The 25,194-nt window shown below is 37.0% G+C and carries 25 protein-coding genes; 11 read left to right on the plus strand and 14 right to left on the minus strand.

From position 1 onward, the window contains the following. Positions 1 to 99: 99 nt before the first annotated feature. The 3 genes from EV201_RS02470 to arfB all read left to right on the plus strand — a co-directional run bounded on the left by EV201_RS02470 (position 100) and on the right by arfB (position 3,128). Entirely contained in the window at positions 100 to 1,911 is a 1,812-nt protein-coding gene (locus tag EV201_RS02470) for a glycoside hydrolase family 15 protein (protein ID WP_130305818.1), read from the plus strand. A 96-nt stretch (positions 1,912 to 2,007) separates the two neighbouring features. Continuing rightward, positions 2,008 to 2,595 (plus strand): LURP-one-related family protein, encoded by a 588-nt coding sequence (locus tag EV201_RS02475; RefSeq protein WP_130305819.1) that lies wholly within the window; start codon positions 2,008 to 2,010, stop codon positions 2,593 to 2,595. A 110-nt stretch (positions 2,596 to 2,705) separates the two neighbouring features. Continuing rightward, positions 2,706 to 3,128 (plus strand): alternative ribosome rescue aminoacyl-tRNA hydrolase ArfB, encoded by a 423-nt coding sequence (arfB, locus tag EV201_RS02480; protein ID WP_130305820.1) that lies wholly within the window; start codon positions 2,706 to 2,708, stop codon positions 3,126 to 3,128. 80 nt (positions 3,129 to 3,208) lie between these two features. On the opposite strand, the gene EV201_RS02485 is transcribed toward arfB, so the two are convergent. From EV201_RS02485 to EV201_RS02500, 4 genes are all read right to left on the minus strand, one after another. After that, positions 3,209 to 3,532: a hypothetical protein gene (locus tag EV201_RS02485; protein WP_130305821.1), complete on the minus strand. Its 324-nt coding sequence runs from the start codon at positions 3,530 to 3,532 to the stop codon at positions 3,209 to 3,211. A 27-nt stretch (positions 3,533 to 3,559) separates the two neighbouring features. After that, positions 3,560 to 4,537, minus strand: a complete 978-nt coding sequence (locus EV201_RS02490; RefSeq protein WP_130305822.1) for a deoxyhypusine synthase family protein — start codon at positions 4,535 to 4,537, stop codon at positions 3,560 to 3,562. 64 nt (positions 4,538 to 4,601) lie between these two features. Further along, entirely contained in the window at positions 4,602 to 5,462 is an 861-nt protein-coding gene (gene speB / locus EV201_RS02495; RefSeq protein WP_130305823.1) for an agmatinase, read from the minus strand. A gap of 13 nt (positions 5,463 to 5,475) precedes the next feature. Then, positions 5,476 to 6,882, minus strand: coding sequence for a type III PLP-dependent enzyme domain-containing protein (locus EV201_RS02500; protein WP_130305824.1), 1,407 nt, complete (start codon positions 6,880 to 6,882; stop codon positions 5,476 to 5,478). Positions 6,883 to 7,059: 177 nt separating this feature from the next. On the opposite strand from EV201_RS02500, the gene EV201_RS02505 reads away from it, so the two are divergent. The 4 genes from EV201_RS02505 to mtaB all read left to right on the plus strand — a co-directional run bounded on the left by EV201_RS02505 (position 7,060) and on the right by mtaB (position 11,181). Then, on the plus strand, positions 7,060 to 7,572 hold the full coding sequence (locus EV201_RS02505) for a GNAT family N-acetyltransferase (RefSeq protein WP_130305825.1): 513 nt from the start codon (positions 7,060 to 7,062) through the stop codon (positions 7,570 to 7,572). A gap of 209 nt (positions 7,573 to 7,781) precedes the next feature. Next, entirely contained in the window at positions 7,782 to 8,426 is a 645-nt protein-coding gene (locus EV201_RS02510; RefSeq protein ID WP_165389565.1) for a ferredoxin--NADP reductase, read from the plus strand. Between the two features lie 97 nt (positions 8,427 to 8,523). Beyond that, the gene (gene miaB, locus EV201_RS02515; RefSeq protein WP_130305826.1) at positions 8,524 to 9,849 is read left to right on the plus strand and encodes a tRNA (N6-isopentenyl adenosine(37)-C2)-methylthiotransferase MiaB; all 1,326 of its coding nucleotides are present in this window, start codon (positions 8,524 to 8,526) and stop codon (positions 9,847 to 9,849) included. Positions 9,850 to 9,900: 51 nt separating this feature from the next. Then, positions 9,901 to 11,181 carry a tRNA (N(6)-L-threonylcarbamoyladenosine(37)-C(2))-methylthiotransferase MtaB gene (mtaB, locus tag EV201_RS02520; protein ID WP_130305827.1) on the plus strand — a complete coding sequence of 427 codons (1,281 nt, stop codon included), beginning with the start codon at positions 9,901 to 9,903 and terminating at the stop codon, positions 11,179 to 11,181. A 25-nt stretch (positions 11,182 to 11,206) separates the two neighbouring features. Here the strand turns inward: mtaB and EV201_RS02525 are convergent, their stop codons facing one another. The 3 genes from EV201_RS02525 to folP form a co-directional block, all read right to left on the minus strand. Next, a complete protein-coding gene (locus EV201_RS02525) occupies positions 11,207 to 11,584 on the minus strand; it encodes a hypothetical protein (RefSeq protein WP_130305828.1) in 378 nt (125 codons plus the stop codon). 226 nt (positions 11,585 to 11,810) lie between these two features. Continuing rightward, positions 11,811 to 12,602 (minus strand): diadenylate cyclase CdaA, encoded by a 792-nt coding sequence (gene cdaA / locus EV201_RS02530; RefSeq protein ID WP_130305829.1) that lies wholly within the window; start codon positions 12,600 to 12,602, stop codon positions 11,811 to 11,813. 114 nt (positions 12,603 to 12,716) lie between these two features. After that, positions 12,717 to 13,586 (minus strand): dihydropteroate synthase, encoded by an 870-nt coding sequence (folP, locus tag EV201_RS02535; RefSeq protein ID WP_242610445.1) that lies wholly within the window; start codon positions 13,584 to 13,586, stop codon positions 12,717 to 12,719. 143 nt (positions 13,587 to 13,729) lie between these two features. Between folP and EV201_RS02540 the strand changes: the two genes are divergently transcribed. Genes EV201_RS02540 through tpiA form a run of 3 tightly spaced genes read left to right on the plus strand, consistent with a single transcriptional unit; the run spans position 13,730 to position 16,346 of the window. Then, positions 13,730 to 14,299, plus strand: a complete 570-nt coding sequence (locus tag EV201_RS02540) for a DUF1599 domain-containing protein (RefSeq protein WP_242610446.1) — start codon at positions 13,730 to 13,732, stop codon at positions 14,297 to 14,299. Positions 14,300 to 14,338: 39 nt separating this feature from the next. Then, complete coding sequence (locus EV201_RS02545; protein ID WP_130305830.1) at positions 14,339 to 15,571, plus strand: BT_3928 family protein; 1,233 nt, start codon at positions 14,339 to 14,341, stop codon at positions 15,569 to 15,571. A gap of 16 nt (positions 15,572 to 15,587) precedes the next feature. Beyond that, positions 15,588 to 16,346: a triose-phosphate isomerase gene (gene tpiA / locus EV201_RS02550; protein WP_130305831.1), complete on the plus strand. Its 759-nt coding sequence runs from the start codon at positions 15,588 to 15,590 to the stop codon at positions 16,344 to 16,346. An 86-nt stretch (positions 16,347 to 16,432) separates the two neighbouring features. Here the strand turns inward: tpiA and EV201_RS02555 are convergent, their stop codons facing one another. The 5 genes from EV201_RS02555 to EV201_RS02575 all read right to left on the minus strand — a co-directional run bounded on the left by EV201_RS02555 (position 16,433) and on the right by EV201_RS02575 (position 22,873). Beyond that, the gene (locus EV201_RS02555) at positions 16,433 to 16,660 is read right to left on the minus strand and encodes a putative signal transducing protein (protein ID WP_130305832.1); all 228 of its coding nucleotides are present in this window, start codon (positions 16,658 to 16,660) and stop codon (positions 16,433 to 16,435) included. Positions 16,661 to 16,794: 134 nt separating this feature from the next. Beyond that, the gene (locus EV201_RS02560; protein WP_130305833.1) at positions 16,795 to 17,376 is read right to left on the minus strand and encodes a GNAT family N-acetyltransferase; all 582 of its coding nucleotides are present in this window, start codon (positions 17,374 to 17,376) and stop codon (positions 16,795 to 16,797) included. Between the two features lie 48 nt (positions 17,377 to 17,424). Then, positions 17,425 to 18,459 (minus strand): oxygen-dependent tRNA uridine(34) hydroxylase TrhO, encoded by a 1,035-nt coding sequence (trhO, locus tag EV201_RS02565; RefSeq protein ID WP_130305834.1) that lies wholly within the window; start codon positions 18,457 to 18,459, stop codon positions 17,425 to 17,427. A 164-nt stretch (positions 18,460 to 18,623) separates the two neighbouring features. Beyond that, positions 18,624 to 20,858: an NADP-dependent isocitrate dehydrogenase gene (locus EV201_RS02570; RefSeq protein ID WP_130305835.1), complete on the minus strand. Its 2,235-nt coding sequence runs from the start codon at positions 20,856 to 20,858 to the stop codon at positions 18,624 to 18,626. Positions 20,859 to 21,103: 245 nt separating this feature from the next. After that, complete coding sequence (locus tag EV201_RS02575) at positions 21,104 to 22,873, minus strand: DNA polymerase III subunit gamma/tau (RefSeq protein WP_130305836.1); 1,770 nt, start codon at positions 22,871 to 22,873, stop codon at positions 21,104 to 21,106. A 278-nt stretch (positions 22,874 to 23,151) separates the two neighbouring features. Between EV201_RS02575 and EV201_RS02580 the strand changes: the two genes are divergently transcribed. After that, on the plus strand, positions 23,152 to 23,457 hold the full coding sequence (locus EV201_RS02580) for a DUF3843 family protein (protein WP_130305837.1): 306 nt from the start codon (positions 23,152 to 23,154) through the stop codon (positions 23,455 to 23,457). Positions 23,458 to 23,566: 109 nt separating this feature from the next. Here the strand turns inward: EV201_RS02580 and EV201_RS02585 are convergent, their stop codons facing one another. Next, positions 23,567 to 24,112: a transposase gene (locus EV201_RS02585; protein ID WP_130305838.1), complete on the minus strand. Its 546-nt coding sequence runs from the start codon at positions 24,110 to 24,112 to the stop codon at positions 23,567 to 23,569. 60 nt (positions 24,113 to 24,172) lie between these two features. Continuing rightward, entirely contained in the window at positions 24,173 to 25,084 is a 912-nt protein-coding gene (locus EV201_RS02590; RefSeq protein ID WP_165389567.1) for an RDD family protein, read from the minus strand. Positions 25,085 to 25,194: the final 110 nt, after the last annotated feature.

The raw sequence follows: 25,194 nt of genomic DNA on the forward strand, positions 1-25,194 counted from the left end.
AAATCAAACTTATATTTATCTAATAATGAATTTATTTCTCATGAAAAATCCCTATTTTGAGATTTGTATTGTGTATGTATACTAAAGTAATCTTTTTTTATGGAAAATTTAAATTACGGCGTTATTGGGAATTGCCGGTCAGCGGCACTGATATCTGAAACAGGATCTTTAGACTGGTTATGCTTACCTAAATTCGACTCTTCTTCAGCTTTTGCTAAAATTCTGGATAAGGAAAAAGGGGGCAGTTTTGAAGTTATCCCTGAAAAATTAACTCGCAGTGTACAGTATTATAAAAAAAACACCAATATTCTGCATACGCGTTTTATTTGTGAAGATGGGATTTTTGAACTAGTGGATTTCATGCCTCGATATATTACAGAGAATAATGACTATTATGCACCGCCTGATCTGGTTCGCTATTTTAAACACATAAAAGGGAAACCAACCTTTCGTATCCTCTATAATCCGAAATTGGATTATGCACGTAATCATACTAAAAGCAAACATGCACAGTTTAATTTCATTAAATCGAAGACGACATCCGGAACATATGATTCCCTCTATCTGTACTCAAGTTTTGATTGCAACTCGATTTTAAATCAGGATATTATCCGGTTAGAGAAACATGAGTTTTGTCTTGTAACCTATAATCAAAAACTTTTAAGACAAACGGATGAACGAATTTATCTGAACTTACAAAGAACTAAAACCTATTGGCTCAATTGGTCTGAAAAGACAAAGGCGCATCCTAAATATAGAAATGAAATCAATCGTTCTGCATTGATTTTAAAACTGCTAAATTTTCAGAAATCGGGTGCTGTATTAGCTGCATTGACCACATCTTTACCCGAAACCATTGGGGAAGTTCGCAATTGGGATTATCGTTTTTGTTGGATACGGGATGGTTCCATGGTCGTGAAAATACTGACACAATTGGGACATTACAAAGTGGCTAAAAGCTATCTGGATTTCATTATGGATATTATTCCTGAGAAAAGGGAGAAAGTCCAGATTATGTATGGAATCAATGGTGAGAAGGTTCTGCCGGAATATGAATTAGGCCATTTGTCTGGTTTTGAAGGTTCGAAACCAGTACGCGTTGGAAATGCAGCCTACAAACAAAAACAAAACGACATATATGGTATTTTATTGGATTTGATTCATCAACAATTCGAATTGTTTGAGAATTCCTTAGAACACACCGAAGAGCTTTGCACCATTGTGAGAAGTATTGTGAATGTGGTGGAAGAAAACTGGCGTAAACCCGATAAAGGAATCTGGGAAATTCGGGGTAAGAGCCTTCATTTTACCTTTAGTAAGGTTATGTGCTGGGTGGCTTTCGATCGGGCTGTAAAAATTGCGAAACTCCTAAATGCGGACTACTATGTGAGCAAATGGATTCCGTTTCGCGAAGCTGTGAAAAAGGATATCATGAAAAATGCATGGAATGAAAAAATAAAGGCTTTTACACAGCATTATGGGTCGGATGACTTGGATGCCTCAGTTTTGTTAATGGAAAGTTATGGTTTTATTGAAGCTTCTGATGAGAAATATGTTTCTACTGTTCTCACTATTCAAAAGGAACTGGAACATGATGGCTTAATGTTTCGCTACAAAAACCATGATGATTTTGGAACGCCCAAATCGGCATTTACCATTTGTTCGTTTTGGCTGATAAACAGTCTATTCAAGATCGGAAGAAAAGAAGAAGCTAAGGAAAAATTTGAAATTCTGATGAGTTATTCCAATCATCTGGGTTTGTTCTCTGAAGATATTGATTTTGCATCAAAACGCTTATTGGGTAATTTCCCTCAGGCCTATTCTCATCTGGCTGTAATCGAAACGGCTCTAAATTTATCAAATGATCAAGCGTCTGAAACAGAAGGATTAATAGAACAATTAAATTGTTAATTTAATTTTAATCGAAAACAATTGAGTAAAACATTATAATTCTATTCATAATATAATTATTTTCGCGACTTATTTAAAATCGATACAAATTATATTATGAATCCTATACTCAATCGAAATCTATATTTCGTAAAGGAACACGTTGGTATGTTTAAGGCGGCCAACAATTTTGATATTCTGAATCCTGAAAGTCAAGAAATAATTATGAATTGCCGTGAGGAGAATCTTGGCTTTTTTACTAAACTATTTCGATTTACAGGTTATAAAAGGATGACACCTTTTAATGTTGAAATTAAGACTTCTACCGGAGCAAAAGTGCTTCGTGTAAAAAGAGGCCTAACGCTGTTTTTATCAAATGTTGAAGTATTTGATGAAAATGAGCAATTAGTTGGACGATTTAAACAAAAATTCTTCTCAATTGGCGGAAAGTTTAATGTTTTTGATGTTAATGACAATCACCTTTGTGCCCTAAAAGGCAAATGGACCAGTTGGGATTTTAAATTCATGAAAGATGACATCGAATTGGCTCATGTGAGTAAAAAATGGGCTGGAATAGGAAAAGAATTATTCACAACTGCAGATAATTATATACTTGAAATTAAAGATACTGTTCCTGCAGAACAGCCTATACGAGTTATGATATTGGCGGCCGTTATGTGTATCGATATGGTTCTGAAAGAATAAGGTATTAAACGGTTCATTTTCCAATAGGCAATCTCTGAAAATGTGATGCCTATTGGATTTTGAATTTTAATCACTCCTCAAAATCTTAAATTCAACTTAATCAAGAAGATATGAAACATGTTATATCTGATCGGGATGCTTTTATTCGGGAATTCAAATTCCAAACCTCGCGAAGTAGCGGTCCTGGTGGACAACATGTGAATAAGGTAAGCTCACGAGTTGAATTGCGTTTTAACCTAAAAGAAACACAATTGCTTAGCGAGGAAAATAAAGCGCTTCTGTACAAGAAACTGGCTACGCGAATCAGTCAGGAAGGAGTATTAAGCGTTGTCGTTCAGGCAGATCGTTCTCAATTAAAGAACAAGCAAACGGCAATTGAGAAATTTTTCGAAATGCTTGAGCATGCACTCAAGCCTGAAAAGAAACGTCGAGCGACTAAACCCAGTCGTGCAGCCCGAGAAAGACGTTTACAAGCAAAAAAACAAAGTTCTGAAAAGAAGACACGTAGGCGATCTTCGGATTGGAAAGACTAATCTTCCGATTCTTTACTGAAAATCAAAAAAAATAGGCTGCCCAATTACTCAGACAGCCTTTATACATCCTCCGAAGTGTTTTAATCTTCGTCTTCATCGAAATCATCATCATCACTGGCATACTTTTCTTCGTATTGCTCTCTTCTGCTACTTAAGAGTATACCATCGTCATCATAATCAGAATCCTGATCCACCAATTCCATTGCTTTACGCACAGACATTCGAACCATGTAGATTTTTTCATCTGTTTCGAATGGTAAAGCTGATACTAACTCACCTTTATGGTTTGTAAATTCAATAAGGTGTTCACTAAAGCCTTCTAAATAATTAAGTTTGATCTGCTCTTGTATTTCTTTTGAGAGCTTCTCATAATTTTGAATGACTTTTGGTTTGTTCGTTTCCATGATTAGAATAAAATAATTAAGTGTGAATTACCAGCCCAAAAGATAAGCAAAAATCAATGGTGCAACAATGGTTGCATCAGATTCTACAATAAACTTTGGGGTATTGATATCCAGTTTTCCCCAAGTGATTTTCTCATTAGGAACGGCTCCTGAATAGGATCCATAACTGGTTGTTGAGTCAGAAATCTGACAGAAATAGCTCCAGAAAGGCGTTTCGGTTCTTTCCATATCCTGATAAAGCATTGGCACGACGCAAATTGGGAAATCACCTGCAATTCCTCCACCAATTTGGAAGAAACCGATGCCATTATCTTGTGTGTTCTCTGTATACCAATCGGCTAACCAGGTCATGTATTCGATACCGGATTTCATGGTAGATGGCTTTAACTCGCCTTTCAAACAATATGAAGCGAATATATTTCCCATGGTTGAATCTTCCCAGCCCGGAACCACGATAGGTAAGTTCTTCTCGGCTGCAGCAAGCATCCACGAATTCTTAGGATCAATTTCATAATATTGCTCCAGTACGCCTGAAAGCAACATTTTATACATATACTCGTGTGGCAAATAGCGCTCACCAGCCTCCTCTGCGGCTTTCCATATTTCGAAAATATGCTTCTGCAAGCGACGAAAAGCTTCTTCTTCAGGAATACAAGTATCCGTCACACGATTTAAACCTTGTTCCAACAAATCCCACTCCTGCTGTGGTGTAAAATCACGATAATCCGGCACACGACGATAGTGTGAGTGTGCAACCAGATTCATAATATCTTCCTCAAGATTGGCACCTGTACAAGTAATGATCTGTACCTTATCCTGACGAATCATTTCAGCCAATGATTTACCCAACTCTGCTGTACTCATGGCACCTGCGAGTGTAATCATCATTTTATTGCCTTGCTCAAGCTGCTGCTCGTAGGCCTTAGCTGCATCAACCAGGGTTGCTGCATTAAAATGTTTGTAATGCTCAGTTACAAATTGTGATATGGGTCCTTTTGTTGTCATTTTATGCGTTATTATCTAATTGTAATCTTCAAGAGATCTAAATTGTTTTTACTTAGTGCTTGCTTTAAATCGTTTGATTTGCAAGCATGAATTTATAGGATAACATTTTATAATACAACTTAGCCACTAAGAATTCAGGGGCTTTATTGCCTTTAATAGGGGCTAATTCAACTAAATCAAAGCCTAGAACGTTTTTCTGTTCAAACACTTTTCTTAGGTATCGGATAGTGGTATTCCAATCCAATCCTCCAGGTTCAGGTGTGCCCGTTGCTGGCATGATTGATGGATCAAGTGCATCCAGATCGAAAGTAATATACACCTTCTCTCCCATCATATCGATCGATTTCTGCATCCACTCATCGGTTCCATAAATATCCTCAGCTAGAAAGCATTTTTCTCTATTAAAATAGGGTAGCTCACTGGTATCCATACTTCGTATACCAACTTGAATTAAATTGGTGTTTTTTGATGCGTCATGTAAGGCGCAAGCATGATTATAAGGCGTTCCCATATAATCAGAACGAAGATCGGCATGAGCATCCAAATGCAAAACTGTAATATCGGAATACTGCTCGTAAAAAGCCTTAATAACCCCTATACTAATAGAATGCTCCCCCCCAAAAAAGGTTGGGAATTTTCCCGTTTCAATCATTTTTTTAGCCACTCGGTATGATTCTTCAAAAACAGCCTCAGGACTATGATTCACAGTTAGCTCAGGAAGAATATGCACACCCTTTGTATAAACTTCTGAATCTGTTTCTATATCATATAGCTCCATATTTTCAGCAGCGTCCAAAAAGGCCTCAAAACCATTATCAGCACCTTTTCCCCAGGTACTTGTTCCATCGTATGGGATAGATTGCAATAAGACAGAAGCAGATCCGAAAGCTGCAAAATCATCTTCTATTCCAGCAAAATTATTCATACTCTCTTTTTTATTATTCGTTATAACCAAGAATATTCATCATATCATCAACACTTTGCTCGTTACGATAAACGTAATCTACAAAGTTGCCCGATTCATCCCGATCCACAATCACATGTTTAGGAGATGGAATCAAGCAATGTTTAATGCCACCGTATCCGGAAATAGAATCCTGATAGGCTCCCGTATGGAAGAAACCAATATATAGCGGTTCTTTTGCCTTAGGAGAAAAACGCGGAAGCATAATCTGTTGATTAAAGTCCTCTGAATTGTAATAGTCGGAATGATCACATGAAATACCACCAATATTAATTTTGGTGTAATCGTTATCCCATTTGTTAATAGGCAGTAGAATAAATTTCTCGTGGATAGACCATGCGTCTGGTATCGTATTCATCAATGAGTTGTTGATAATGTACCACAATTCATGATCGTTTTGTTGCTTTTGCTCAACCACCTCGAAAATAATAGCACCACTCTCACCTACGGTATATTTTCCGAATTCGGTATAAATATCCGGTTCGTGAACCCCTCCGTTATCACAGGCTTCCTTAATATTATTAACGATTTCACGAATCATATATTCGTAATCGTACTCAAATCCCAGATGATTTCTAATTGGAAATCCACCTCCCAGATTTAAAGCATCCAGTGATGGTGATTCTTTTTTTAAGGCAACAAAAAGGTTAAGCGCCTTCTGAAATTCTCCCCAATAATAAAGACTGTCTTTAATACCTGAATCAACAAAAAAGTGAAGCATTTTCAATTCCACATTTTTATTATCTTTGATATGCGCATTAAAAAACTCAAGCATCTCTTCAGGGCGAATTCCTAATCGTGAAGTATAATAAGCCGATTGGGGCTCTTCATTAATTGCCATTCGAACGCCAATCTTAATTTTTCGTTTTCCAACTAATTTTTGCAGGCGGCCCATTTCGCTGGTACTATCAAGAATGATAACACAGTTTTCAAATCCTGCATCAATCAACTTGATAATTTTGGCTAAATAGTCAGTGGTTTTATAACCGTTATGCACGATCGTACGAGTCTGATCCAATTCCCCTTTCTCATGGAGTTTTAAAATCAAATCGATATCGAAAGATGACGACGTTTCCAGATTAACGTTGTGCTTAAGTGCTTCACCAATCACATGATGAAAATGGCAGCACTTGGTGCAATAACAATAATGATACTTGCCTCTATAATGTGAGGCTTTAATAGCACGATTGAATAGATTTCGCGCTTTTTTGATTTGTTCTCCAATCCGAGGTAAATAGATTAACCGGAAGGGTGTCCCGTATTTTTCAATTAAATATTTGATGGATACCCCATGAAAAGAAAGGTAACCCCCACGCAAATCAAAACCTTCCTGAGGAAAATAATAGGTTTGCTCAATCAAATCAAAATATGTATTCTTCATTTACACCATAAAAAATAAGATCGTTTTATAAAAAAGTGAGCGAATATATGCTTTTTTTTAATCGCTTGTTTCTCTCTCAAATATTTTTGAGCAATTTTTGTTGTGTTACAAGATAAAATTATTCTTTGAACTTACATCTAATCTTTTTTCTTTAATATATAAAAAACAATATTCTAAATGGAAATCAGACAAGCCACTTCTGACGATGCACTCAATATTAAATACTTAAAAACGCAAGTTTGGTTACACACCTACGCAACCAGGGGTATCTCTACCGATTATTCAGAATATTTAGATGGCGATTTTACTGTTGAAAATTGTTTGAAAAAAATTGAAAATAAGCATACATTTTGTTTGGTGGCAAAACAAGATGGCTTTCTAATTGGATATTGCGAATTGGATTATACGGCTACATATCCTGAGAGTAAACAAAACACTGCAGAAATGACCGTTTTGTATGTATCTGAACATTTTCATGAACAAGGTATAGGAAAAGCCCTCCTTATTGAAGCCGAAAAGCAACTTGTATCTTTAGGCAGGTATACATACTGGCTGTCTTGTTTTATTGAAAATCAGAATGCCATTGACTTTTATAAACATCTGGACTTTAAATCGAATGCTTCAATCTTTTTCTCCATGAATGATCAGCAATACGAGAACCTTGTTTTTCTGAAAGAAATTAGAATGTAATAGCTAGCTGATGTGTTGCTCAACTGTCTTTATAAACACTGTATTTTATGAATTGAATACAGGTCTCCCTCTTCTCATCACAAAAATGGTCTGAGGCTTGCTATTTCGGATAAAAACATCTTATTTTGCGAAAGCTTATTTTGATCGATTCCAGATAATGCAAAATCGATCATATATGAACTGAAGTTTCAAAAAACAAGACAAAATAAATGAATTCGCATAAAGTTATCAGCATCAGAAATCTGACTCCATCAACTTATATTATTCGCATGGAGAAAAAGGATTTTACATTTAAAACAGGACAGTACATCACCCTTGGTTTTAGTGGCAGTATAGACCGTAGGGAGTATTCAATATACAGTGCAGAGCAAGATAATTACCTGGAAGTACTAATCAAGGAAGTGGAAGATGGTTTGCTTTCGAAAAGACTAAAGAAATGCAAACCAGGTGACGAATTGGATGTGGATGGCGCATTTGGCCATTTTTCATTGAAAGATGATGAAATTAAATCCAAGAAATTCATGTTTATCAGTACTGGGACAGGGATCTCTCCCATTCACAGTTTTATACATACGCATCCGGAAATGGATTACACCCTTTTGCATGGTATTCGTCACAAAGAAGAAGCCTATGAAAGAGAATCATACGACCCGAATCGCTACATTTTATGTACTTCAGGTGAAAATACAGGCGATTTTAACGGTCGTGTAACCGAATATCTTCTTAAAAACCCCGTATCACCAGATACAATCTGTTATCTTTGCGGAAATTGTCACATGATTTACGAAGCCTATGATATCCTTGAAAAACAAGGTATCAAGCTAGGCCCTATTCATACCGAAGTTTATTTTTAAGTCAATACACATGACAAGTTAAATCACTTATGAATTGGGATTCGTAAATTTATTTGATGGTTATTGAATCATCGCATCAACAAATAATCAGATTGAAATGAAATATCATCTAATATCACTGGGTTGTCAAATGAATGCTTCTGATGGAGAGCGCGTTAGAACCGTGATTGAACAAATGGGTTATACCTGGACTGAGGAAGAAACTGAGGCTAATTTAATTGGTATTCTGGCCTGTTCGGTACGACAAAATGCCATCGATAAGGTTTATTCTAAAATAGCGAAATGGAATCGATGGAAAAACCGTTCCAACCTGATCACATTTGTTTCGGGTTGTGTTTTGCCTTCTGATCATGAAAAGTTTTTAAAGCTTTTTGATATTATCTTTCAGATGAAAGATTTGCCAAACTTACCGGAGATGATTCATCAGTATGGGATCACAACACCAAACGGAATTCAAAATGGATTTGATACTCATAACGACAATATTTCTGAGTTCTGGAATGTGAAACCCGATTATGCTTCCGATTTCGAAGCCTTTGTGCCCATCCAGAATGGTTGTGACAAATTTTGTTCTTTTTGCGCAGTTCCTTATACTCGAGGGCGTGAAGTATCACGACCATCATTAGAGATTCTAGAAGAGGTTAAATCTCTGGTTGAAAGGGGTTATAAGTCCATTACTCTCTTAGGACAAAATGTGAACTCTTATGGTTTGGATAAACCTGATACTGAAATCATGTTCCCCGAATTGCTTCGTCGGATTGGTGAAATGGGGAATCAATTAGGAACCGAATTTTGGGTCTATTTTACTTCGCCTCACCCTCGTGATATGACCGATGAAGTGATTGAAGTAATTGCCCAATACAAGTGCCTGGCTAAACAAATTCATTTACCGCTTCAGTCTGGTGACGATAAGCTTTTGATTGCGATGAATCGTAAACATGGACTTGAAAAATACCGTCAATCTGTATCAACCATTCGTCGTCTGATTCCTGAAGCGACCCTTTTTACTGATATTATTGTGGGGTTTACGGGTGAAAGCGATGAACAATTTGATGCGACTCGTGCTGCAATGAAAGAGTTTGATTTTAATATGGCTTATATTGCTAAATATTCACCTCGTCCTGGAGCACTCAGCCATCGTTGGTTCGATTCAGTCCCTCTTGAAGTGAAGAAAAATCGCCATCAGGTTTTAACTGAAGATCTAAAACTGACCTCAAGAAGTTATAACGAAAGCATGATTGGTAAAATCTTCAGGGTTTTGGTGAAAGGTCATGCAAAACACGAAGGCTACCTGGCCGGGATGACAGAAGGTAAAATTAACGTTCGCTTTCTGAGTGAGAATACAGATTTAATTGGACAAATTGTTGATGTTAAGATTAAATCAGCAACTGATTTTTCTGTAGAGGGAGATCTTATCGATTAATTTTAGAATAGCTAAGCGTTCTGAAAAAGAATGCTAACAATATAGAATAAAATGAAAACAATAGCCTTTAAAACATTAGGTTGCCGTCTGAATCAGTATGAAACAGATGCTCTGGCATCTACCTTTCAGAACAACAACTTCAAGTTGGTTGATTTTGAAAGTGAAGCTGATGTTTATGTGATTAACTCTTGCACGGTTACACACCAGAGCGATCACAAATCGCGTAACTTTATCAGTCAGGCCAATCGTCGAAATAAGGATTCCGTTTTGGTTGTAACAGGCTGTATGGCCAATAATGCCAAAGAAGAGTTAGAAAGTAGGGATGAAATCAATTACGTGCTTGAAAACGATAATAAATCGGCTTTGTTCTCATTGGTTGATTCACATTTTAAAGGCGAATTAAAACATCCGTCACAACTCGATAAGGATCTTTTTGCTTACGGGGCTACAGAAAAAGGTTTTCACACCCGAAGCATGATTAAAATTCAGGATGGATGCGATAACTTCTGCACGTTTTGTATCATTCCATCTGTACGCGGTCGTGCCAAAAGCCGTCCTTTTCAGGCCATTCTCGATAATGTGAAGGACGTGATTGATCAAGGAGCCAAAGAGGTTGTGATTACCGGTGTGAATATTGGTCGTTATGAATTTGAAAATTACAAATTTGATGATCTGATTGAGGCTATTCTGAATTTGGATGGTGATTTCCGTCTACGAATTTCTTCGCTTGAACCCGATGGTTTTGGGGATAAATTCCTAAGCTTATTGTCACACCCTAAAATGACGCCTCACCTGCACCTTTGCCTGCAGTCAGGCTCTGATGAAGTGCTTTTGAAAATGCGCCGAATGTATACTACCAAAACTTTTAAGAACACCGTTGAGAAAGTTAGGTCTATTCGACCTGATTTCAATTTCACTACTGACATTATCATCGGTTTTCCGGGTGAAAGCGAAGCTGACTTCGCAGAAAGTTGTGATATGATCAAGAACCTTGAGTTTGGTCACGTACACGCTTTTAAATACTCCATTCGTAAGGGAACTCGGGCTGAAAGAATGCACGATCAGATTCCTGAGAAAATGAAGACGGAAAGAAGTGAGGTGTTAAGAGGTATTGCTGAGGACAGCAAATTGAATTACAGAAGCCTGTTTATTGGTAAGATTCAGCGAGTTCTTGTTGAAAATATAAATGGGAATATTGCTAAAGGTTATGGAGAGCATTATGTTCCGGTTCAGTTCCAAGGTGAGAACCTGAAGAAAAACACATTTTATAATGTGTTGATAAAAGAGATTATGCCTGAAAATGATAATTTATTGCTGGGAGAATTACTTTAATTCTCTGACAGGAATATCTAACATTTTATTTAACACCCTGGAAGATAACTGAATCCAGAGCTACAATTTGATCATCCAGAAGGACTTTGATTTTAACACAAAGTTCTTCGGTTGTTCTGACATTTAATCTAGATTCGGAAAGAGCATAAACAGACCGTTTCAATGCTAATATTTTACCTTTTTCAAGAGTCTTTTGCTTCTTAATTCTACTGCGACTGAATGTTTCCAATTCATAATTCAAAAAAACATTCTTTTCTCCGGTGTTTTCAATTTTTGCTTTAACAGATAAAGCATCTAATTCCCCTTCTATCTCAACCCATGCCTTTATCTGATGTTCTTTAGGCGCAGAATTAAGCCCAAATACAGATAAAAAGTGGAACAGTATGAGGAATTTACAGATCATAGATAAAGATTGAATAAAATGTTAGTATAAAAATAGATAAGATTGACATAAGTATTGCTAAGTTTTACAATATATTTATCAACGATATACACATTTTTATCAATAAATATTTTACTCGTCTTTGATTATGAATTGTTTGTCATAGATTATCAAAAAAAATGAAGATCTCAATTCTCATATAGAACTGACTATCTTCATATTGACATTTAAAGGACAGATGAATTTACTATGCAACAAAACTGGAATAATCCGCATTTAAAAAGCGACGCAATTCTTCCGTACTGATTCTGACCTTAATTTTTCCACCCATAATATAGGAGATATTACCAGTTTCCTCCGAAACAATAATCACATGTGCATCGGTCATTTGGCTGATACCTATCCCCGATCTGTGTCGCAAACCAAGACTACCCGGAATATTGGGGTTATCTGAGACAGGTAGTATACAACGTGCGGCAAGGATACGATTGTTATCCAAAATTAATGCCCCATCATGTAAAGGGGAGTTTTTATAAAAGATCGATTCTAATAAGCTAGATGAAATACGGGCCTTTATTATTTGTCCTGTTTCAGCAAAACTATATAAATCAGTTCGTTTCGTAATCACAATCAGAGCCCCTGTTTTCGTATTAGACATATCCTCACAAGCCTCAATAATAGCATCAATTTCATTGTCTTTAATTGATTTATCATCTACAGCCAACCATTTTTCGAAAGAAAACTTTTGGCTAAAATTATAACGAGACCCCAAATGAAGCAGGAATTTCCTTACCTCCTGCTGAAACACGATAATTAAGGCAATAACACCAACTCCTATAAACTGTCCAAGGATACTACCTAGCAGTTCCATATTGAGGGCCTTTACAAATAGCCACATCAGATAAAATAAAAACAGGCCTACAAAAATATTGATCGCTACAGTTCCTCGTATCAGCATATAAACCTGATACAGCAAGAAAGCCACCAATAAAATATCCAGGACATCGAAAAAACTTAGCGTTATAAAAGCTAGGGGCATATGTGAAATATTAGGCTAATTATGACTTTAGAATATGAAAAGCAGCTTATTTGAAAGTGTTTTCTTAACAAAAATAGAAATTTATAATAGATAATCCTTTATAGATAAGCTCAATTATTTCATCAACATCTGATTGTAGATTTTTACGCATTCAACCGCCTCTTTTACATCATGAACACGTAAAATATGAGCACCTCCCAAAAGAGCAACCATATTCAAGGCTGTTGTGCCATTCAAACTATCTTTGGCTTCACCACCCAGAAGTTTGTAAATCACCGATTTACGTGAGATTCCAATCAGTAAAGGTAGATTAAGCGCCTTGAAGGCTTCCAGTTGAGACATGATTTGGTAGTTATGCTCCAGTGTCTTACCAAAACCAAAACCAGGATCTAGAATGATCTGTTTTGCGCCTAGGGCGTTCAATTGTTTCACTCGTTCTTCAAAAAACATGACTAATTCAGCCATAAGATCTTTGTAGACCGCTTGTGACTGCATGGTTTGAGGTGTGCCTTTGATGTGCATCATGATGTATGGCACATTTAGTTCGGCAACGGTTGCAAACATATGATCATCCATTGTTCCTCCGGAAATGTCATTCACAATACAAGAACCAAATTCCCCAACAACTCTGCTCACCAGTTCCGACCGAAACGTATCAATCGACAAAATCACATCAGGCAATTCTTTTCGAATAATTGCCAATGCCGGTTGCATTCTTCTCCACTCCTCTTCAACATCAATATCTTTGGCACCCGGACGCGTTGAATATGCTCCCAAGTCGATAATATCAGCACCTTCAGAAATAATTTGCCTGGCTCGTTTTAAAATTGAATTGGCATCAATATACTGACCACCATCAAAAAAGGAATCGGGTGTTAAATTCAAAATCCCCATAACCAAAGGTTTATCAAAAGATATTAAATTCTTACCACACATAATTGATTCGATCTTCTGATTTGAAGGATTTGTTTTATATTTTTGCATGTGATGGCTATTTTCGTTAATAATTGAACAAAAATAAAAGAAAATTGTCAAAGCACTCGACTTGTCGTGACTTATGGCGTTTTTATTATTCATTTAGATTATCAAAATAGACTGATTCATTAAAAATTAAGCTTCACTTATAGATGACTACAATAGAACAAACTCAAAAATCCAATATGACAACCAACGAGCAATACGATAGCATTATCAAGATTTGTACTGATATCTATACCAAGAAAATGAAAGATTATGGTACTGCATGGCGTATTTTACGTCCGACTTCTCTGACGGATCAGATTTATATCAAAGCGCAGCGTATTCGTAGCATCGAGGAAAAAGGGATGAGTAAGATTGAGGATGATATTCGCTCTGAGTTTATTGGTATTGTAAACTATTGTATCATGGGAATCATTCAGCTTGAGCTCGGACCTTCCGATCAGGCATTAGAGCATGACAAAGCTTTAGAACTCTATAATACATACTTTCAGGAAGCTAAAAGCTTGATGGAAAAGAAAAATCATGATTACGATGAAGCCTGGAGAAGCATGAGAGTGTCCTCTTATACCGACCTGATTTTGATGAAGATTAATAGAACCAAGCAAATTGAAGATAATAAAGGAAAAACGATTATTTCAGAAGGGATTGATGCCAATTACTACGATATGATCAACTATTCGGTATTTGGATTAATTAAATTGGAATTTGGTGAATAAAAACGATTTGAATCAACACACCCAAAAGTAAATATTTGAATGAGTTTATTAAGATCTGTAAGCCGCCTTTTAGTCGGTTCCCTTTTTATATTTTCTGGTTTTGTTAAAGCCATTGATCCTATGGGATCGACCTTTAAGTTTAAAGATTATTTCTTGGCTTTTGGAATGGATTCATTGACAGGCCTTGCCTTTACAATGGCAATTATCCTTTCGACTCTCGAATTCAGTGTGGGGATGCTAATTTTATTTAATGTGTATAAAAAAAGTGCATCATGGCTGGCACTTCTGTTCATGTTATTTTTCACACCCCTTACCCTGATATTGGCTCTCACGAATCCTGTGACAGATTGCGGCTGCTTTGGCGACGCATTGATATTAACGAACTGGGAAACGTTCGGAAAAAATATTATTATTTTAGCTTTTACCCTTGTGGTATTCTACACCCGTAAATTGGAAAAAGACAAAAGCTCTAAACTTACTCAGAATCTCTTGCTTGCCTTTTCATTAACGATTGCATTAGGCTGTTCTTATTACTCCTACCGTCATTTACCCTTTATCGATTTTAGACCCTATCATATTGGAGCCAATATTCAAGAAAGCATGACTATTCCTGAAGGAGCACCGGCTGACGAATACCAGTCCATTTTTAAATACGAAAAAAATGGGGTCATTAAGGAGTTTGATGAAAGCAATTACCCTTGGCAGGATTCCAGCTGGACTTATGTTGATGTCGAACAGATTAAAATTAAAGAAGGCTATAAAGCGCCTATTCACGATTTCTCCATTTCTAACGAAGAATCGGGTGATATTACCGAGCAAGTTCTAAATGACGCTTCCTACACCTTTTTATTGGTCAGTCGCCAACTTAATGAAATGAAGCTTACAAATCTGAAAGAAATTGATGAATTGGCAGCATGGTGTAGAAATCACAAATACAATTTCATCTGCTTAACGGCCTCTACAGATGATGAAATCAATACGTTTAAAGAAAAGAACAATGCGTTCTATGATTTTTATGCTACTGATGAGATTCAGCTGAAAACCATTATTCGTTCCAATCCCGGACTCGTTCTTTTACAAAATGGAACGATTTTAAACAAATGGCATTGGCGAGATATACCAAAAACAACAGAAATAAAGGCTAATTTAGCAGCCTATTCAATAACACAACATCAAACACTGACTAATAAATTAGTTATTTTAAGTATTACAACAACTTTATTGCTTTTAATCGGATGCTTCCTTATACTAAAATTTCGATTTAAGCTTTAAAAAACAGATGACAGTTATGAGAAAAAAAATTGTTGCAGGAAACTGGAAAATGAACAACAACCTTCAAGAAGGTATCGAGTTGGCAAAAGAAATTAATGGTTTGGTTGAGTCTACCGATATCAAAGATGTTCAAGTTATCATTGGCGCTCCTTTCGTTCACCTTACTGAGCTAAATAAGGCCATTACCAGCAATAAGATTCGTGTTTCGGCTCAGAACTGTGCCGATGAGAAAAGTGGTGCTTACACAGGTGAAATTTCAGCTTCAATGATTGAATCTACAGGAACTGAATGCGTGATTCTGGGTCACTCTGAGCGTAGAAGCTATTATGGTGAAACCAGCGAGATTTTAGTGAAGAAAACCAACCTTTGCCTTGAAAATAATCTAACACCAATCTTCTGCATTGGTGAAGTTTTGGAAGAACGTGAGAGTGGAAAGCATTTTGAAGTGGTTAAATCTCAAATTGCTGACGGTTTATTCCACCTTTCAGCTGAAGATTTTGGAAAAGTAGTTTTGGCTTATGAACCCGTATGGGCAATTGGTACAGGAGTAACAGCTTCTGCAGATCAAGCTCAGGAGATGCACGCTTTTATTCGTAAAACGCTTGCAGAGCAATATGGTGACGAAGCTGCACAAAATTGCTCTATCCTATACGGTGGAAGCTGTAAACCATCTAATGCCAAAGAGCTATTTAGCAACGAAGATGTTGACGGTGGTCTTATTGGTGGTGCTTCGCTAGTGGCTGAAGACTTCATGGGTATTGTTACTGCTTTTTAATTTTAAAGATTAGTAAAACTAAAAAAAAGTCGGGAAACTCAATGTTTCCCGACTTTTTTTATGTCTTTTATCCAACTAGAAATAAGCTATTCCTGTAATCCTTTAATACATTCAAGAGCCTTTTCTGCATTATCCATATCAACCAATAACTCGATGGCTTCGGGTGATCCTCCAATAAATCCTGCATGAATCCCAGTCTGGAAATCATCTTTAATAAAAGATGAGATCCCTATTTCATCCAAGCACTCCATATAATAGTTAACATCAATAACTGATCCTTTAAATACGCAAATACTTTCTTTTCCTTCAGTCATAATATTTCGTTTTAGATAGGTTTTAATTCATGTTTCTATTAAAGATAAGATCTATTTCTTTTAATATCAAGTTGCAACAGGTTGAATCTCATCTTTAGATTATTATTTTACATCAGACTTAAAAAGAAACGTTCTCAAAGATAGCAGCGCATAATCGGTTTCTTCCCTGTTTCCACAGACACTTCCTTAAATCCCACAGCCTTATAAGCTTTAGATATACCCGTCCATGCAAAGGCATCCGGATATTTGCTGAATGTCGAATTACAAGGATAACCTTCAATCAATTTAGCACCCTTTGCAATGCAGTAATCCATTAAATGTCTCAATAGAGCTCTTTTAACACCCCTCCTTCTCCAATTCCTTTTAACAAACAGGCAAGTTATAACCCAGGCATCATGGTCTTCAATATCGAGGAGTTCATCTGATTTCGATAATCGAGGAAAATCTTCCCGATTGCCAAAAGAACACCAGCCAATGGGTTCATCATCATTGTAAACTATAATTCCAGGCACCTGACCTGACTCAACCATTTTCTTCATTGCAAGACGATTTCCGTCCCCTTTACCAGCTTCAAATTCCTCTGCTTGCAGGCGCCAATACATACACCAACACCCTTCACAAGTGCCTCTTTCTGCAAACAGATATTCAAAATCACTGAAGTTGGAAGTATTCACCGGTTGAAAACTGAGCTGATTCTTTTGATTAGGTTCATCCATAATTCTTTTTTTTGTTTTCAATATACAAAAAAAAGAAACTGATTTTACCTAAGAATGATTCAATTTAGGGCGAATTCGTTGGCGATAAATCTGACTTTTTGAATACTTGTCGTGAAATTTCGAACGCATCAGAATTCGTTCCTCTTGTGGCAAGGCAATAATGTCTTTACACTCATCGGTACAACAGCCATGATAGTGTTCGCGACAAGACTCACACTGGATAAAAAGCAAGTGACAATCATCGTTGGCACAATTGGTATGGGTGTCACAAGCTGCACCGCATTGGTGACATTTGCTTATAACTTGTCCATCAATACTTTCTCCCAAACGTTCATCAAACACAAAATTTTTACCGATAAATTTCGATTTAACCCCCATGCGTTTGATTTGACGCGCATATTCAATAATCCCTCCATGTAGCTGATTTACATCATTAAACCCATGATGTTTGAGATATGCACTTGCCTTTTCACATCGCACGCCCCCTGTGCAATAAAGCAAAACCTTATTATCCTTCTTATCTGAAAAGTCATCAACAACCTGTTGGATTTCTTCCCGAAAGGTATCTACATCGGGACATATCGCATTTTCAAATTTTCCGACTTCGCTTTCGTAATGATTTCTCATATCTATCACAACGGCATTGGGATCGTCCAGGGATTCGTGAAACTCCATCGGACTAAGATGTTTCCCAACATTGGTCACATCAAAACTCCCATCATCCAAACCATCAGCAACAATCTTTGGACGAACTTTAATAATCAATTTAAAAAAGGACTTCCCATCATCTTCTACGGCCCATTTTATCGGCATATCTTTCAATTCGACACGTGCATTCAAAGCCGCGATAAACGCGTCTAAATGATGCTCAGGAACACTCATTTGTGCATTTATTCCCTCACGGGCAATATAAATTCGTCCCAGACAATCCAGTTTATCCCATTCAAGAAACAAAGCATCTCTAAAGGCCTGAGGATCCTCAAGAATAACATAACGATAAAACGAGAGTGTGGTGCGCTTAAAACTCTCAGCATGAAGTTTCTTTAGCGCTTCATCCTTGCTTAATTTATTGTGGAGTTGCATTTTATTTTTATTTAGAATAATTTAAAATGCAAAAATAATGGATTTGAAAAGAGTTGCAAAGATTTGACCAATAAATCAGACGTCGAAGTATTTTATTGTATCGAATGCAAAAAAAATAGCCTCCCATTTCTGGAAGGCTATTGGTTTTATTTATCGTGGCTAGCTTACAAAGCAGCTAAGTCGTTGATAATTTTGTTAAGAGTTGCTGATGGACGCATAGCCTCGTTTGCTAATTTGTCACATGGCATAAAGTAACCTCCAATATTCATTGGTTGTCCTTGTACTGAGTTTAACTCCTCAATAATCTGAGCTTCGTTTTCAGCAAGTTCCTTCGCAACCTTAGCAAATCGTGTCTGTAATTCTGTATTCTTAGTTTGCGCTGCAAGAGCTTCAGCCCAATACATTGCTAAGTAGAAATGAGAACCACGGTTATCCAACTCATTCACTTTACGAGAAGGTGATTTGCTCTCTGCTAAGAATTTAGTTACACCTGCATCAAGAGTTTCAGCAAATAACTGAGCATCTTCATTACCTGTAGTTTGTGCTAAATGCTCTAAAGAAACACCTAAAGCAAGGAATTCACCCAAAGAATCCCAACGTAAGTGATTCTCCTTTTCGAACTGCTGAACGTGCTTAGGAGCTGATCCACCCGCACCCGTTTCGAATAAGCCACCACCATTCATCAATGGAACGATAGATAACATCTTGGAAGAAGTACCCAACTCGATAATTGGGAAAAGGTCAGTTAGGTAGTCACGCAATACGTTACCAGTTACTGAAATCGTATCTTCACCTTTACGGATTCTTTCCAAAGAGAAAGCAATTGCATCATCCGGGCTCATAATACGAATATCCAAACCTGTTGTATCGTGATCAGCCAGGTAAGTGTTTACTTTAGAAATCAACTGAGCATCGTGAGCTCTGTTTTCGTCTAACCAGAAAATTGCCGGAGTTTGAGTTGCTTTAGCTCTGTTTACAGCTAGTTTAACCCAATCCTGAATAGGAGCATCTTTAACCTGACACATTCTGAAGATATCACCTTCTTCAACAGCCTGCTCCATTACAACAGTACCATCAAACTCAACAACGCGAATAACACCTTCGCCCTGAGCCATGAAAGTTTTGTCATGAGAACCATACTCTTCAGCTTTCTGAGCCATCAAACCAACGTTTGATACAGATCCCATAGTCGCTACATCATATGCTCCATTCTTCTTACAGTCATCGAAACAAACCTGATACATGGTTGCATAACAACGGTCTGGAATCAATGCTTTTGTATCTTGTAATTCTCCAGCTGGGTTCCACATTTTACCACCATCACGAACAACGACCGGCATTGAAGCATCAATGATTACGTTGTTAGGAACATGTAAGTTCGTAATTCCCTTGTCCGAATCAACCATCGCGATATCCGGACGAGTTGAGTAAACGGCCATAATATCCGCTTCGATCTCAGCTCTCTTAGCTTCTGGAAGATTTTGAATTTTATTATAAAGATCGCCTAAACCATTATTGAAGTTTACACCCAACTCTTTAATGGTATCAGCATGCTTTTCAATAGCATCTGCATAGAATACCTCAACTGCATGCTTAAACATTACAGGGTCAGAGATCTTCATCATTGTTGCTTTAAGGTGAAGTGACCATAGCAAGCCTTCTTCCTTTGCAGCTTCAATTTCTTTTGCATAGAAAGCACGTAAAGCTTTCACATTCATCACTGATGAATCGATTACTTCGCCTTCCAATAAAGCTTGCTTCTCTTTTAATACAGTAACAGCGCCATTATTATCTACATACTCGATTCTTACATCAGTCGCCTTAGGCATTGTCACCGACTTTTCACTTCCGTAGAAATCTTTCTCAGTCATGTGAGCAACGTGTGCCTTAGAATCAGCAGACCATTTACCCATACGATGTGGGTTGTTTTGAGCATATTTCTTAACAGAAGCAGCTGAACGACGATCAGAGTTACCTTCACGTAAAACAGGGTTAACTGCTGAACCAAGCACTTTAGCAAAACGAGCTTGTAATGCTTTGTCTTCTTCTGTAATTGCTTCCTCAGGATAGTTAGGTAAATTGTAACCTTTTGCTTGTAACTCTGCAATTGCAGCCTTAAGCTGAGGAATTGATGCACTGATATTTGGCAACTTAATAATGTTAGCCTCTGGAGTCTTTGCTAGCTTACCTAATTCAGATAGGTTATCAGGAATTTTTTGATCTTCAGTCAAATTTTCCGGAAAGTTAGCGATAATTCTCCCAGCAAGAGAAATATCTTTGGTCTCAACTTCGATACCTGACGCCTCAACGAATGCCTTAATTATTGGCAATAGTGAATACGTTGCAAGGGCCGGTGCTTCATCAATCTTTGTATAGATGATTTTTGATGTTGTTGCCATGTCAGTTGGTGTTTTGTGTAATTTTTAATTAAAAAATAAACTTGATTGTGTGTTTTCATCGTGAATTAAACAACGTTCAATTCGAGGGTAAACATATGTATTTTTTTTATTTCAGAATATAAAAGTGCATATTTTTTAACGATTTTTTTCTCTAATGATAAAGGTCATTAAATCAAGATTATAGTCCGTGAAAAGTCTGAAATTTCATGTGATTTTTAGTCCTTTTTAGGGCAAAAAAGCCTTAACTATTCAAAATCGAGGGAAAATTTCTGCTTCAGCTGTTCCAAAACCGGATTTTTCTCACACAAATATTTGAATTTATCCGTGTCGGTATACAGTCTTTTTTTCGTTGCGGTCTCTATCACCTCCGTAATAAAATTAATGGTCGAATTTTGTAATTCTCTTTTCAGATAATTGACCATTTCATTCTTAACGGCTAAAATATCGTCTTCTTGAATTTGATTACTCACCTTAACAACCAACTGCCCATCTTTCCTTATTTCAGCTTCACAATTAGCTACTGCTAAACGAATTCGTTCACTTTTGCCTCTTATGATTGTATATTCTTTCAGTTTTTCAACAACGCTTTTAGCTGTATAGGGCTGGTTTTGGCTTCCACTGTAAGTCGCAGCAGATTCCTTTGATTTTAATTCTTGTTTGGGTGAAGCTGCAGGTCTACTGGCAATACCTCGGCTCATAGCCGCTTTTATTGATATGGATGAAGGACTTGTTCCTGGCGAAGAGGACACTCTTTGTTGAGCCTGTGCAGAAGCAGGTGGAGTGGTTCGCTGTGCTTCTTGCTGAGGATGAACAGGAGCCTTATCTTTGGCTCCTGATGCTTTGGGAGCTGAGGCGCGTCCCTCAACTCGTATTTTCAATAATCGTCGGAAGTTTTTCTTCAGACTAGCGCCTTTTTTTTTTGATTCAATTATCTGGGACAATTGAATTAGGGTAAGCTCGATAAGTAAGCGTTGATTTTGACTGCTTTTATAATGTATGTCACATTCGTTAAGAATACCCAGAGCATCGTATAAGAAATCAACCTCACATTTTTGGGATTGTTGGGTGTATTTTTCTTTAACGCTATCACTGACCTCCAGCAATTGCAAAGTTGCTGCATCTTTCCCCACCAGTATATCTCTTATATGAGAACTCAAACCTGCAACAAAATGATGACCATCGAATCCTTTTTCTACAATTTCATTAAAGAGAATTAAAACATCGGTAACTTTTCCCTCTAAAAAGGCATCCACCATTCTAAAGTAATAGTCATAGTCTAAAACGTTTAGATTCTGAATCACATTTTCGAATGTAATGGTCTTACCTGAGAAACTCACAATCTGATCGAAGATTGATAAAGCGTCGCGCATAGCACCATCCGCCTTTTGCGCAATCACATTTAAGGCTTCCTCTGCAATACTAATGTTTTCAGTTTCTGCAATATGCTTCAAATGACTCACCGCATCACCAACCTTTATGCGACTAAAGTCGAATATCTGACAACGCGACAAAATGGTTGGGATGATTTTATGTTTTTCAGTTGTTGCCAATACAAAAATGGCATGTGCAGGTGGCTCCTCTAAAGTTTTTAGAAAAGCGTTAAAGGCCTGCTGCGATAGCATATGAACCTCGTCGATAATATAAACACTGTATTTCCCAATTTGGGGTGGGATACGCACCTGATCAATCAGGGTTCTGATATCATCTACTGAATTATTCGATGCCGCATCCAGTTCATGTATATTATAAGAACGATTCTCGTTAAAGGCCATACACGACTCACAGGTATTGCAAGCTTCAAAATCAGAACTCACATTGGAGCAATTGATGGTTTTGGCAAAAATTCGCGCACAGGAAGTCTTCCCTACCCCACGCGGACCACAAAACAAGTAGGCATGAGCCAAATGATTGTTTTTTATGGCATTTTTTAGGGTTGTGGTAATAGACTGCTGACCAACGACAGTTTGAAAGCTGGATGGGCGATATTTGCGAGCCGAAACGATAAAATTCTCCATACTGAGGTATAAACGAAACGATTAGTTCTTATTCTTACTTTTTCAAGGAATTCAAAGATAAACAATCATCCTAAAAAAGCGATGATTTGAGAATAAATTGTTTTCAAATAAAACAAAAATACGAGCCAACACCTCTTTTCAAATTTAATTATCAATATGATTGTTTTATCATTAAAATTCTTCATATTCATTTAACATTTAAAGTTTTCCATCATTTTATAAACACCTAGTGTTATGCAAAAAATAATAAAATTACCATTCACGATTGGATGACTTAAATTAAGAAATGGAAGGAAGCGTTTGTTTTTATTAATTCGCATCAGGGCGTGGAGATTTCTTACAATTTTGTTGAGATCATTCCTGACGAAAACAACCCTTTTTACAAGGCTGAGAAGTTGAGAGACACGTTTGGGGACGTTATTGTTTCTAAACATACTTCAAAGGAATTAACGCACTACTTTTTCGATCAGTACAAAGAGCAGCTAAGTGGCCTTTCTTCAGAATTCGATGCCGTATTCGCCCCAAATCTGGATTTTCTAACACGATTTTGGAAGCATGATATCTATTTCAGTGAAACAGAATAGAGCGAATCCTGTTCTGTCATGTTTTTTTACTTACAATTCGCCCCTTTAGACCGAAAAGCTTTCGGAATAAGGGGCATTTTTCATTTTATCTTATTACGGTAAATTATTCTCATTCATAAAATTTATCCTTCATCCATTTTGAAGGATTGTTTTTGATGTAATCTCTTATTCGATATAAGGATTCATCATTCCGTATAATATGATCGTGATAACGTGATTGCCATGCAAAATCGGCATTTATTATTCGGGCGTTTTTGGTGACACCAATTTTAAACCCACGAATTATTGATGCCAGGTTTTTGGATTGTGGCCCAAATTTATTTCGTGATTCGGATGGTAGAGACGCAAAATTTTGCGTCTCTACATAACGTTCATCATTGGGTTTGTTGATTATAACAATACCATGTACATGGTTTGGCATCACAACGAATGAATCCAATTCGACAAATGGAAAATGTTTGGGGATTTCTGACCAATATTTGTTTGCCAAATGTCCAATTTCAGATAATTGCATTCTGCCATTTATAATATCACCAAAATAATGTTCGCGACCATGGGTACAGATCGTTACAAAATACGCCGCATTCCATCCATAATCCCACTGAGGCAAACGGGCAGATGCAATACGGTATTTATTTTGATATTTCTCTGTCATTATAAATTGACTTTTTCATGACTAGCCATAGGGTGAAAACAAAGTGGAGCTCAACGAATCTTAATTCGTGAATCGATTGGTAACATGCCTTGTTTTATGGGCTATCCCAATATTATACCCATAATAAAGCGTAATCAAAACAAGATCGACATCCTTATATTCGGGCACTTCTTCCGCAATGATATCATGAAATGTTGCAAAATATTTTGAATCGACATCCGATGCCTCCTGCATATCATCAATTCTAACCAACACTTCTATAGATGAGTAAGTATTCACAGGAGAATCAGTCATATAATGGCTTGTAACACTGGATTGGATTTTATTAACACCAATCACGCCTGCCTCCTGCTCAATTTTATCTTTCGCAGCAAGCAAAGGACTCAAATTTGTCGACTGAAAGGTTTGATAAAATCCCATTCCAAGCCCTAACAGAGCAAGAACACCCAAAGGAATTAATTTTAGCGAGCTTCTATCCTTACGCTCATCAATCTCAAAATCGGAGACGGATTGATTGATTACAACACTGGGAATTAATAAATCGTGTAAACATCGTCTCGACTTATTTACGATGACCAAATAGATGCTTGCAAGCATTAATAAAGAAACGAGACTCATAATAACAATCATGCCTTTTCCACTGGCAAGCAGTTCAACATTCATGATTGGGAAAACAAGAATGAATGCGCGTAATAATGATTTATTGAAACTTAAATATTGACCATTTAGATCGGTCACCTTTGAGCTTATCGCCATTTTTCCCAAAGATTGACCACCCCCTAGTTTAGATTGACAGATAGAAAAATAAATAATGACTATAGCCGTACCGATTAATGTACCATACTTACCCAGTGAGACGAAAAAATCTTCGAAAAATAAGCCCAAAACAAAACCAAAGATGCCAAGCACTATATAGTCGATCAGTAGAGCTACGGCTCTCTTTAAAATTGATGGTCTTAACTGTTTATTCATTTCTGTTTTATTCATATTAAACTTTACACATTACTTTTAACTACTGTAAGCTATTATCCTTTTTACTTACCGCACGATGAAATTGTACATCAACAGGCTTTCTGCCTTTG

It is taken from the genome of Ancylomarina subtilis (assembly GCF_004217115.1).
Taxonomy (GTDB): domain Bacteria; phylum Bacteroidota; class Bacteroidia; order Bacteroidales; family Marinifilaceae; genus Ancylomarina; species Ancylomarina subtilis.

Bases quoted from the DNA above. Each gene is read 5' to 3' on its own strand.
- EV201_RS02470 (WP_130305818.1), top strand. From the start codon at position 100: ATGGAAAATTTAAATTACGGCGTTATTGGGAATTGCCGGTCAGCGGCA.
- EV201_RS02475 (WP_130305819.1), top strand. From the start codon at position 2,008: ATGAATCCTATACTCAATCGAAATCTATATTTCGTAAAGGAACACGTT.
- arfB (WP_130305820.1), top strand. From the start codon at position 2,706: ATGAAACATGTTATATCTGATCGGGATGCTTTTATTCGGGAATTCAAA.
- EV201_RS02485 (WP_130305821.1), bottom strand. From the start codon at position 3,532: ATGGAAACGAACAAACCAAAAGTCATTCAAAATTATGAGAAGCTCTCA.
- EV201_RS02490 (WP_130305822.1), bottom strand. From the start codon at position 4,537: ATGACAACAAAAGGACCCATATCACAATTTGTAACTGAGCATTACAAA.
- speB (WP_130305823.1), bottom strand. From the start codon at position 5,462: ATGAATAATTTTGCTGGAATAGAAGATGATTTTGCAGCTTTCGGATCT.
- EV201_RS02500 (WP_130305824.1), bottom strand. From the start codon at position 6,882: ATGAAGAATACATATTTTGATTTGATTGAGCAAACCTATTATTTTCCT.
- EV201_RS02505 (WP_130305825.1), top strand. From the start codon at position 7,060: ATGGAAATCAGACAAGCCACTTCTGACGATGCACTCAATATTAAATAC.
- EV201_RS02510 (WP_165389565.1), top strand. From the start codon at position 7,782: ATGAATTCGCATAAAGTTATCAGCATCAGAAATCTGACTCCATCAACT.
- miaB (WP_130305826.1), top strand. From the start codon at position 8,524: ATGAAATATCATCTAATATCACTGGGTTGTCAAATGAATGCTTCTGAT.
- mtaB (WP_130305827.1), top strand. From the start codon at position 9,901: ATGAAAACAATAGCCTTTAAAACATTAGGTTGCCGTCTGAATCAGTAT.
- EV201_RS02525 (WP_130305828.1), bottom strand. From the start codon at position 11,584: ATGATCTGTAAATTCCTCATACTGTTCCACTTTTTATCTGTATTTGGG.
- cdaA (WP_130305829.1), bottom strand. From the start codon at position 12,602: ATGCCCCTAGCTTTTATAACGCTAAGTTTTTTCGATGTCCTGGATATT.
- folP (WP_242610445.1), bottom strand. From the start codon at position 13,586: ATGCAAAAATATAAAACAAATCCTTCAAATCAGAAGATCGAATCAATT.
- EV201_RS02540 (WP_242610446.1), top strand. From the start codon at position 13,730: ATGACTACAATAGAACAAACTCAAAAATCCAATATGACAACCAACGAG.
- EV201_RS02545 (WP_130305830.1), top strand. From the start codon at position 14,339: ATGAGTTTATTAAGATCTGTAAGCCGCCTTTTAGTCGGTTCCCTTTTT.
- tpiA (WP_130305831.1), top strand. From the start codon at position 15,588: ATGAGAAAAAAAATTGTTGCAGGAAACTGGAAAATGAACAACAACCTT.
- EV201_RS02555 (WP_130305832.1), bottom strand. From the start codon at position 16,660: ATGACTGAAGGAAAAGAAAGTATTTGCGTATTTAAAGGATCAGTTATT.
- EV201_RS02560 (WP_130305833.1), bottom strand. From the start codon at position 17,376: ATGGATGAACCTAATCAAAAGAATCAGCTCAGTTTTCAACCGGTGAAT.
- trhO (WP_130305834.1), bottom strand. From the start codon at position 18,459: ATGCAACTCCACAATAAATTAAGCAAGGATGAAGCGCTAAAGAAACTT.
- EV201_RS02570 (WP_130305835.1), bottom strand. From the start codon at position 20,858: ATGGCAACAACATCAAAAATCATCTATACAAAGATTGATGAAGCACCG.
- EV201_RS02575 (WP_130305836.1), bottom strand. From the start codon at position 22,873: ATGGAGAATTTTATCGTTTCGGCTCGCAAATATCGCCCATCCAGCTTT.
- EV201_RS02585 (WP_130305838.1), bottom strand. From the start codon at position 24,112: ATGACAGAGAAATATCAAAATAAATACCGTATTGCATCTGCCCGTTTG.
- EV201_RS02590 (WP_165389567.1), bottom strand. From the start codon at position 25,084: ATGAATAAACAGTTAAGACCATCAATTTTAAAGAGAGCCGTAGCTCTA.